The sequence below is a fragment of the Franzmannia qiaohouensis genome, from assembly GCF_031451695.1.
GTDB classification, from domain to species: domain Bacteria; phylum Pseudomonadota; class Gammaproteobacteria; order Pseudomonadales; family Halomonadaceae; genus Franzmannia; species Franzmannia qiaohouensis.
Map to the genome: position 1 here is coordinate 1 of NZ_JARWAM010000035.1, position 9,893 is coordinate 9,893.

Below are 9,893 nucleotides of genomic sequence, written 5' to 3' on the forward strand. Positions count from 1 at the left end.
TCTCACCCCGGCCATGGCGAATCGGGCTTGCACAACGGGACGGGTCCATATAAGCGAATTCATTCGCGATTGCAGCGCGCAGCGCTGCCGGCCACTGGCACCCCTGCCCTGCATTCGCCATAATGTGCCTCCTTTTACGTTCAGGACTGGCCATGTGGTTCAAGCACTTGCATCTCTATCGCCTGCATGAGGCACCCAGCATCTCCGGCGACACCCTGGAGGATGCGCTGGCCGAACAAGCCTTTCGCCCGCTGGGCGGCAGCGAAGCCACCCGACTCGGCTGGCGCCCGCCGGGCGGGCGACGCAGCACCCAGTACGTGCACGAGCTGCAGGGCCACCGCTTGCTCAGCGCGCTGCGCCAGGAGCGGCTGCTGCCGGCCAGCGTGGTGCGTGAGGAAGTAGAGGAGCGCGTCGCCGACCGCGAGGTCGCCGAGGGCCAGCCGGTCAGCCGCAAGGACAAGCAGGCGATCAAGGAGCAGGTCTATGAAGAGCTGCTGCCACGCGCCTTCGTGCGCAGCCAGAAGGTCGACCTGTGGTGGGACACCCGCGGCGGCATGATCGGCATCAACGCTCCGAGCCGCAAACGCGCCGAGGAGATCCTCGACCTGCTGCGCCAGACCCTGGGCAGCCTCAAGGTCACGCCGCTGGCCAGCCAGACGCTGCCGGTACGCGCCATGACCGAGTGGCTCAACGACGCCGCCTCGCGCCCCGAAGGACTGCTGCTCGGCGACCAGGTGGAGCTCAAGGCCCAGGGCGACGACGGCGTGCTGCGCGCGCGCCAGGTCGACCTCGACAGCGACGAGATCCATACCCTGCTGGCCGGCGGCCGCCAGGCCACGCGCCTGGCGCTGGAGATCGAAGGCCGACTGGCGCTGGTGCTCCACGACGACCTGGCGCTCAAGTCGCTGCGCTTCAGCGACGCCTTGCTGGACGAGGCCAACGCCAGCGATGATGGGGATGACGCCATCCTGCGCATGGAAACCGATTTCGTACTGATGGCGCAGGCGCTGGCCGCCGCCAGCGAGCAGCTGCTGGGCTGGCTGGGCGGCGAAGCCAACCCCGACGCCACCCCCTCCGCTACCGCTAACCTGGCTGCCACACCGTGACTGCTGATTCACCCGCCACCGCCGAGGACGCCGTTCGCCAAGCGGACCCGTTCGCCAAGATTCGCCCCTATCACGACGATGAAGTCGCCGAGGTGCTCGCGCGGCTGGCCAACGACGCCGAGCTGCTCGACGCCCTCACCCAGTTCAAGCTGCCGCGCCTGGCGCGCTTCTCGCCACGCCTGGCGCGGGCCATCGCCGGCGTCGCGGTGCGCCGCGAGGTGCGCGGCGTGGCCAGTGTCTACGACTTCCAGATGCGCATCGCCGGCTACATGCAGCGCATGATCCGCACCACCACCCACGCCTTCGAGGTCGAGGGGCTCGACGCGCTGGACGACGACACCGCCTACCTGTTCATCAGCAACCATCGCGATATCTCGCTGGACCCGGCCTTCGTCAACTACGCGCTTTACCTCGCCGGGCGCAACACGGTGCGCATCGCGATCGGCGACAACCTGCTGCAGAAGCCCTATGTCAACGACCTGATGCGGCTCAACAAGAGCTTTATCGTGCCGCGCTCGGCCAAGGGCAAGCGCGCCATGCTGGCCGCCTACCAGGCGCTATCGGCGTACATCCGCCACTCGCTGACCGTCGACCGGCACTCAGTGTGGCTGGCCCAGCGCGAGGGCCGTGCCAAGGACGGCATCGACCGTACCGACCCGGCGATCATCAAGATGCTGACCATGGCCCGCCGCCACCTCGACAAAAGCGCCTCCACCGGCGACGCCATCGCCGAGCTGCGCGTGGTGCCGGTATCGATCAGCTACGAGTACGACCCCTGCGACGTGCAGAAGGCCCACGAGCTCTACGCCATGCATACCGAGGGGCGCTACCAGAAGGTGCAGTACGAGGACATTCGCTCCATCGTCGCCGGCATCATCGGCCACAAGGGGCGCATCAAGCTGACCTTCGGCACCCCGCTCGACGCCGACCATGACAGCCCCGAGTCGGTCGCCGCCGAGATCGACCGCCAGGTACTCGGCGGCTATCGGCTGTTTCCCAGCCACCAGCTGGCCCTCGAGGCCAGCGGCAAGGCACCCGACCTGATCTGCCTCGACGGCATCACCGACGCCGACCGCGAGCAGTTCCGCGAGCGCCTGGAGCAGGTACCCACCCATCTGCGCGACTGGTGGCTGGCACAGTATGCCAACCCGGTGCTGAGCCGCGCCGGGCGCATCTAAGGAGCCGCTGCCATGGGTCACGCCCAGCCCTTCGACCGCGGCACCCAGACCCGCGAGGCGCACCGCATCACCCTGATCGGTGCGGTGATCGATGGGCTGCTGGGCGTGGCCAAGGTGGTGATGGGCCTGGTCGTCGGCTCCGCGGCGCTGGTCGCCGACGGCGTACACTCCTTCTCAGACCTGGTCACCGACGCCTTCGTGCTGGCCGCCACCCACTACGGCCGCCAGGCACCCGACACCAACCACCCCTACGGCCACGGCCGCATCGAGACCCTGGCCACGCTGTGGCTGGGCAGCATCCTGATCTTCGTTGCCGGCGGCATCGCCTGGGCCAGCCTGGCGCGGCTGTTCGACGCCGCATCGATCCCCGCCCCCGGCGCCTGGGCCATTGCCCTGGCGGTGGTCGCCCTGCTCGCCAAGGAGTGGATTTTCCGCGCCACCCTGCGGGTCGCCAAGCGCGTCAATTCACGCCTGCTCGAGGCCAACGCCTGGCACTCGCGCAGCGACGCCCTGTCCACGGTGGTAGTGCTGGTGGGCCTGGTCGGCGCCCAATTCGGCGCCGGCTGGCTCGACGCCGTGGCCGCGGTGATAGTAGCGCTGATGGTCGGCAAGATCGGCGCCAATCTGCTGTGGGAGTCGAGCCAGGAGCTGGTCGACACCGCCCTTCCCGAAGAACAGCAGCGTCAGATGCGCGAGGTCGCCGAACAGGTGCCCGACGTCTACAACGTTCACGACCTGCGCACCCGTACCGTGGGCGGCCACGTGCTGCTCGACTTGCATATCGTGGTGCCGCCGCGGGTTACCGTGTCCGAGGCCCATGAAATCGGCAACGAGGCCAGCCGCCGGCTGCGTGACGCCTTCCCGTCCCTTACCGACGTTACCTTCCATATCGATCCGGAAGACGACCAGGGCAAGATCGACCCCAGCCTGCTGCCCGGCATGCCACTGCGCGAGGACGTCGAAGGCAAGCTCGATGACGTCTGGGCACCGCTACCGGTATGGCAGGCCCGCGTCGCCCTCGACCTGCACTATCTCGGCGACGCCATCGATATCTCGATCTTCGTGCGCGAGCTGCCCGCCGGCCAGACCCTCGCCGAGGCCGCCGAGCTGTTGCGCGAGCATGCCCGCCAACTCGCCTGGGTGGGACGCCTGCGCGTATGGCTTGGACCCGGCAAGGCCTGATAAGCTGGAGCTTGACCAAGACGAGTCGCCGCTAGCCAGCATAACGATAATCGCCTCACGCAGGGCGCCACCCATGGCCAAGCCACCTTCCAGCGGGTTTCACTGCTCGCGCCGCCGCTTTCTGGTGGGCGCAGCCTCGCTGTGGCTGGCTGCCGGCCTGGGGCTGGTCACCACGCCGGCCAGCGGCAACCTCGACCCCTCGCGACTGCGCAGCGTGATGCAGTCGCGCTACGGCGGTCGCGGCGTGGCCGTGCTCGAGGAGTGGTTCGCGCTGCTCGAGCGCCTCGCCAGCGCCGATATCGATACCCAGCTGCGCGAGGTCAACGACTTCTTCAATCGCCGCGTGCGCTGGGTCGACGACATCGACAACTGGGGCTACGAGGACTTCTGGGCCACGCCGCTGGAGACCATGGGCCAGGGCCAGGGCGACTGCGAGGACTACTCCATCGCCAAGTACATCACCCTGAAACAGCTCGGCGTGCCCGGCGAGCAGCTGCGCATGATCTACGTGCGTGCGCGCATCGGCCGCAGCCAGATCACCCAGGCGCACATGGTGCTGGGCTACTACGAGACCCCCAGCGCAGTGCCGCGTCTCCTCGACAACCTGGTGCCCTCGATCACCCCCGCCAACCAGCGCAGCGACCTCGACCCGCTATTCAGTTTCAACAGCGACGGGCTGTGGGCCGGCAGCTCGACCCAGTCCCGCGCCGACCCCACCCAGCGGCTATCGCGCTGGAGCAGCGTGCTCGGCCGCATGCAGGACCAGGGCTTCCTATGACCTTTACCCATGACACCGCCGGCAGCAGGCAACGGAGACAACCGCCATGTCACTGATCAAACAACTGTGGCTGACCATTCTGCTACTGCTGCTGCTGGCCTTCGGCGGCAGCCTGATGATCGGGCTGACCTCGCTCAAGCAGTACACCGAGCAGGAGATGCGCATCAAGAACGCCGACAACGCCAACGCCCTGGCGCTGTCGATGAGCCAGCTCGACAAGGATCCGGTGACCATCGAGCTGCTGCTGGCCGCCCAGTTCGACACCGGCCACTACCGCCTGGTAGAGCTGCGTTCGCCGGAGGGCGAGGTGGAGATCCGCCGCCAGGCCAATGAGCGTCTCGCCGAGGTACCCAACTGGTTCGTCGAGCTGGTGCGCTTCGATATTCCCGCTGGCGAAGCCGTGGTACAGGACGGCTGGCAGCAGTACGGCACCGTGATACTCGAGAGCCACCACAGCTACGCCTACCACGCGCTATGGCAGAACGCCCAGCGGCTGGTGGCCTGGTTCGCGCTGGCAGCGCTGATCAGCGCCGCACTGGCCTGGTGGATCGTGCACAGCATCCGCCGCCCGCTGCGCGCGGTGATCGAGCAGGCCCGCGACATCGGTAACCGCCGCTTTACCACCTCGGAGGAGCCGCGTACCCGCGAGCTGCGCCAGGTGGTCACCGCCATGAACCTGCTCTCGGCAACGGTGCGCGACATGCTTGGCCAGGAGAGCGAAAAGCTCGACCGGCTACGCCGCAAGCTGCAGCAGGACGAGGTCAGCGGCGCCGACAATCGCGGCCACTTCCTGCAGCAGCTCGAGCGCGCCCTGGACGTCGACACCGGCCCCGGCATGGGCAGCCTGGTGATGGTGCGCATGGCGCGGCTCAGCGAGCTCAACCACCGGCTCGGCCACCAGGCCACCAACCGCCTGCTGGCCGAGGTCGCCAGCGCCCTTCGGCAACTCGCCAACGTCTACGGCGGCGGCCAGGTGGGGCGCCTCAACGGCAGCGATTTCGCCCTGCTGCTGCCCGGCGACGACGATCTCGAGGCCCTGGCCAAGACCCTCAAGGCCAAGCTGCACCCGCTTACCGATGGCGCCACAGCTCCGATCGGCCTGCCCATGGCGCTGATCGCCTTTACCCATAGCGACGCCCGCAGCGAACTGCTCAGCGCACTCGACGGCGCTCTGGCCCGCGCCGAGGACGACGGCGACCACGCCGTCGCCATTGCCAGCGGTGCTGCTCACCAGTCGCTGTTCAACAACCGCGACGACTGGCGCCGCGCCATCGATACGGCCCTCGGCGAGGGGCTCTACCTCGGCCACTACCCGGTGCTCGATGCCGACGCCATGCCGCTCCACCACGAGAGTCCCTCGCGCCTCAAGATTCAGGGCAAGTGGCAGCCCGCCGGGGTCTTCATGCCGTGGATCTCGCGGCTCGACATGAACGTCGACTTCGACCTGGCGGTGGTCAGGGCCGCGCTCGAACAGATCGACGCGGATGGCAAACCGCTGGGCATCAACCTCTCGCATCAGGCCGCTCGCGACAGCCGCTTCCTGACCGACATCAAGCCGCTGCTCAAGCAGTATCCGCAGGCGGCCGCCAAGCTGTGGCTGGAGCTGCCCGAGTCGGTGGCCGTGCATCATCTGGAAGGATTCCGCGGGCTATGCCGCGAGCTGCAGCCGTTCGGTTGCCGACTAGGGCTAGAGCACGTCGGACCCGAGTTCTCCAAGCTCGCCGATCTACACGATATCGGCCTGGCCTACCTCAAGATCGACGCCTCGCTGGTTGCCCGCATCGACGAGCAGCCCGACCAGCAGGCGATTCTGCGCGGTATGGCAACGCTGGCCCACTCGCTGGGCGTGCTGGTGATCGCCGAAGGGGTAACGCAGGACGCCGAGGCCGAGGCCCTGTTCGATCTCGGGCTCGACGGCGTGACAGGGCCCGGGGTACGCACCGACACCCCAGGCAACGAAGCGGAATAGCGCCCGCTGGCTAGCGACAGCGGCGTCAGATGACGCCGCTGTCGCTATCGTCCATCAGCCCCACGTCGTTGACGCGGCGGCGCAGGTTCTGGCGGGCCATCAGCTTGTCGCGGGCCGCATCCGGCAGATCGGTGAAGCTGATCACGCCCTTGTTCATCAGCACCTCGATCACGTCCTCCAGCACCCGCACGAACTCGAGGTCGGATTGGCGGAGCTCGTTGTTCTCCTGCCTGGCAGCGACATTCAAGAAGGTTGCCAGCTCCGGAGAGTCACTGGCCAAGGGTTCTCGACACTCCGCCGTCATCACCCTGCTGACCTGCTCGATATCACCGGCATCGTTACGTTTGATATACATAGGGCCATCGTCTCTTCGCAGTTGGCAACAGCATAAACGAATACGCCCCGCCCAGCATTGCTGGGCGGGGCATGGTGATGCGCTAGCTCAGTGCCGGTTACTGATCGATATGCAGCTGGCCGCTCTCGATCATCTTGGCAATCAGATCGGCGCTATCTCCCGGACTCGCCCCGAAGTCGCTGAACGACTTGCCTTCCAGCCTAATGGTCTGGTCGGCATTTTCCTTGTTGCCCGACAAGCTACCATTGGAGCTGATATAGAGCACCGTATCACTGCCCTCTTGTTCGGCAAACACGAACTGGCCAATGGTCGCCTCGCTTTCATCCTGCAGCAGGTCGGCAATATCCAAGGTGTTATTGCCATTACCGAAGTCGGTGACGATATCGTGAGCAGGGGAATTCACATCACCCTGATCGCCAAAGTTCCACTTGAAAACATCGTCACCGGCACCGCCCACCAGGATATCGTTCCCCGCCCCGCCGATCAGCAGGTCGTTGCCCGAGCCGCCAATCAAGATATCGTCGCCGGCACCGCCATCGAGAATATTATTACCCCCGTCAGCTCTATCGGTGTCGGCGAGAGATTGCCAATTATCTCTTACGTACTCGATGATCTGCTGGTCATCCGGCGCTTGCCCCTGATTGACCTCCCACTTGAGATACTCGACCAGGCCGACATAACCAAGACCGTCATGCTCACCAGCAGTGAACTGCTTGCCGGTATCGCCATTGGTCCACTCGAGGTGATCGGTATTTACCGTATCGCCAAAGATGATGTCGTCGCCATCACCACCACGCAGGATATCGTCACCCAGCTCATCGAGTTCATCGTACTCGACACCACCCTCGAGCGCCGAATCGAGATCCTCAGCCGTGTGAACGATGCTCACCGAGCCGGCAGGCGCCGATATTTCACCCTCGCCCCAGTCGAACTGGCGATACATACCGTTGGCATAACCCCAGGAGACCTTGCCATCCATGAAAATGTTGGCATCACCTTCGACGCCGTTGGTGGTGAAATACTGCAGGTACTGCTCACTGACGTCACTGCCGATACCCACCGCGTTGACCGCACTGAGACCCGCCAGCTCGGAAAACGCCTGTAGCGAGTCCTGCATCACCCAGTATGTCGGCTCGGTGCCGGGGCCATATAGCTGGCCGTTGTAGTACGAGTACGTCGGATCACCGTCGGTGAGGAAGTAGGTCAGGTTCTCGAAATCGTCCTGCCCTAGCCCATTCTGGCCGTTGAACCAGGCGACGGCTTGCTGGAAGGCGGCCATGAAGTTGGTACCGCCATCGGCACTCAGGCTATCGATGGCATCGATGAGCTGCTGAACATTGTCACTATCGAGGTTCTGGATCGTGACGGCAGTTTCGGCATGGGTCGAGAACGGCACCAGTTGCACATTGACGATACCATCATGCTGCTCGAGCTGATTGGCGAGGTTGATCAGTGACTGCTTGGTCAGCTCCATGAGACTCAAACCAGGCGTACCCGATGCATTGTTCATGCTGCCCGACACATCGACGATCAACGAAATATTGTAGTTCTGCCCCGGCTGGATGATCAGGTTCTTACCGCCGATATCCCCGATCAGCAGATCGTCGCCACCGTCGGATTCGAAGGTATTGTCGCCGTTACCGCCGACGAAAAGCTGGTCGGGCTCGGGAGCGCCGACATTGAGGGCGCCCTCAGCAGTATCACCGTCGCCGTCGATCCCCTGCAGCGGCAGGTTCAACTCGATATCGGATGACAGCCCACCCTCAATCATGGAGAAGTCGCCTAGCGTGAAGTTGGCACCGCCACCTCCCGTAATCTCCAGCGCCTCGAACGGCGTATCACTCGTCACCTGGAAGGTGTAACCGTCCTGAATGCCGTCGACTCTCACACCATCGCCTGCGAGGGTAATGGACATCTGGGAGGTAACGTCGGCACCATTCTCGTCGAAGACCCGGATATCCTCGAGACTCAAGGCAATCGGCGTACCACCTGCCGAGGTCCCGGCAATACCACCGTTCTGCGCAATACTGGTCGCCGTAACGCTACTGAATGCGTGGATCTCCAGTGCTGTCGTCGAGCCAGGAGAGCCATTGATGGCCACGGCCTGAGCAAAACTGCTGATACTGTTGTTCGAGTCCCAGCTGGCCGAGCGGCCGGCATTGCCGCCTGAACCGCCTACATCGAGGCCCTTGACGAAGTCAAAGCGCGCCACTTCCCCATTGCTGATCGACTGGCCACCGGAGATGCCGATTCCATTACCAGCGCTGTTATTGACCTTGTTGCCGGCAGAGGTCGAGATCAGGACATCATTGTTTTCAATGCCATCACCAATGTTCAAACCGTAAACGGTGCTATTACTGCCACCGACACCACCGCCGATGGTAGTAGTGAACTCGGTGCCGTTGAGGATATTGCCGAACACCTCAACGTTGAAACTATCCCCTGCTGAGTCGAGAGTGATCTTGAAGCCGACCTCACCGGATGCGGTCTTGGCAAACAGTACCGACTGGTCACCGCCCTCATAGGAGTAGGTCAATGCTTCGCCATTCAAGAGCAACTGATTGCCGTTGAGATCGGTGGCCGGTGTACCTTCCTGGATAGTGAAGATCACGTTTCCTACGCCGTCGGCACCGGCGGCATCGGCAAAGTTGATGCTGCCGGTGAAGCCGTCCACCAGCATGGCCGAGTCTGGAGAAAAGTCCTTGGGCGTATCATCAATGATACTGATCAGCTCACCAAGGTTATCGACAATCTCACTCTCGGTGACTGAGTTGCCGTTGGCATCCGTAACAGTGAGCGTACCCTCGAGCTTGACGAGTCCTGCAAGTGTCAAGACCGTATCGGTATCGCTGCCCGGCGCGCCATGATCGATAGGCAGATATTGGGTGAGGACCAACTCGCTTCCATTGATGGCGAGCGTAAACGCGGTCTGGCCATTTGCAGTGCCGACAATGGCATTACCGTCCATGGAGAGCTCAATGGCATCACCGCCGCTGGAAAGCCCATGCCCACCTTGTCCCTCCTGGGTAATAGCCAAGCTATATACCCACGATTTGGTGCCCGTTGCGGTTCCGAAATCCACGTCCGCAGAAAATACATCGTCCAGGTTGCTGCTATCGACGCTGGGATTGCTGCCCAGGGTTTCTGCATCCTGCACGGTCAATTTAAGGCCCGAGACATCGATGACAATATCGTCATTGATAGTCGGCAGGGTGTAGCCGCTCTCGGCAGTATCCGGGGCGCTGGTGTTGCCGTTGCCATCGCGAGCGATGACCTCGACGCTGTAGTCGCCTTCCGGCAGGTCGCTGCCCAGATCCAGCGACCA

7 protein-coding genes are annotated in these 9,893 nt (G+C 63.9%); 5 read left to right on the forward strand and 2 right to left on the reverse strand.

Annotation, left to right across the window (positions count from 1 at the left end):
- The first annotated feature begins 152 nt into the window (after positions 1–152).
- The 5 genes from QC821_RS21470 to QC821_RS21490 all read left to right on the forward strand — a co-directional run bounded on the left by QC821_RS21470 (position 153) and on the right by QC821_RS21490 (position 6,213).
- Positions 153–1,106, forward strand: a complete 954-nt coding sequence (locus tag QC821_RS21470) for a recombination-associated protein RdgC (protein ID WP_309725542.1) — start codon at positions 153–155, stop codon at positions 1,104–1,106.
- Entirely contained in the window at positions 1,103–2,284 is a 1,182-nt protein-coding gene (locus QC821_RS21475) for a 1-acyl-sn-glycerol-3-phosphate acyltransferase (protein ID WP_309725544.1), read from the forward strand. Before QC821_RS21470 ends, QC821_RS21475 begins: the two co-directional genes overlap by 4 nt.
- 12 nt (positions 2,285–2,296) lie before the next feature.
- The gene (locus QC821_RS21480) at positions 2,297–3,466 is read left to right on the forward strand and encodes a cation diffusion facilitator family transporter (protein ID WP_309725545.1); all 1,170 of its coding nucleotides are present in this window, start codon (positions 2,297–2,299) and stop codon (positions 3,464–3,466) included.
- 73 nt (positions 3,467–3,539) lie between these two features.
- On the forward strand, positions 3,540–4,244 hold the full coding sequence (locus QC821_RS21485; protein WP_309725546.1) for a transglutaminase-like cysteine peptidase: 705 nt from the start codon (positions 3,540–3,542) through the stop codon (positions 4,242–4,244).
- A gap of 46 nt (positions 4,245–4,290) precedes the next feature.
- On the forward strand, positions 4,291–6,213 hold the full coding sequence (locus tag QC821_RS21490; protein WP_309725548.1) for an EAL domain-containing protein: 1,923 nt from the start codon (positions 4,291–4,293) through the stop codon (positions 6,211–6,213).
- A 25-nt stretch (positions 6,214–6,238) separates the two neighbouring features.
- Here the strand turns inward: QC821_RS21490 and QC821_RS21495 are convergent, their stop codons facing one another.
- Both QC821_RS21495 and QC821_RS21500 read right to left on the reverse strand, forming a co-directional pair.
- Positions 6,239–6,568 (reverse strand): tryptophan synthase subunit beta like protein, encoded by a 330-nt coding sequence (locus QC821_RS21495; protein ID WP_309725550.1) that lies wholly within the window; start codon positions 6,566–6,568, stop codon positions 6,239–6,241.
- A 97-nt stretch (positions 6,569–6,665) separates the two neighbouring features.
- Positions 6,666–9,893, reverse strand: a 3,228-nt coding sequence (locus QC821_RS21500; protein WP_309725552.1) for a DUF5801 repeats-in-toxin domain-containing protein, incomplete at its 5' end; no start/stop codon positions are given.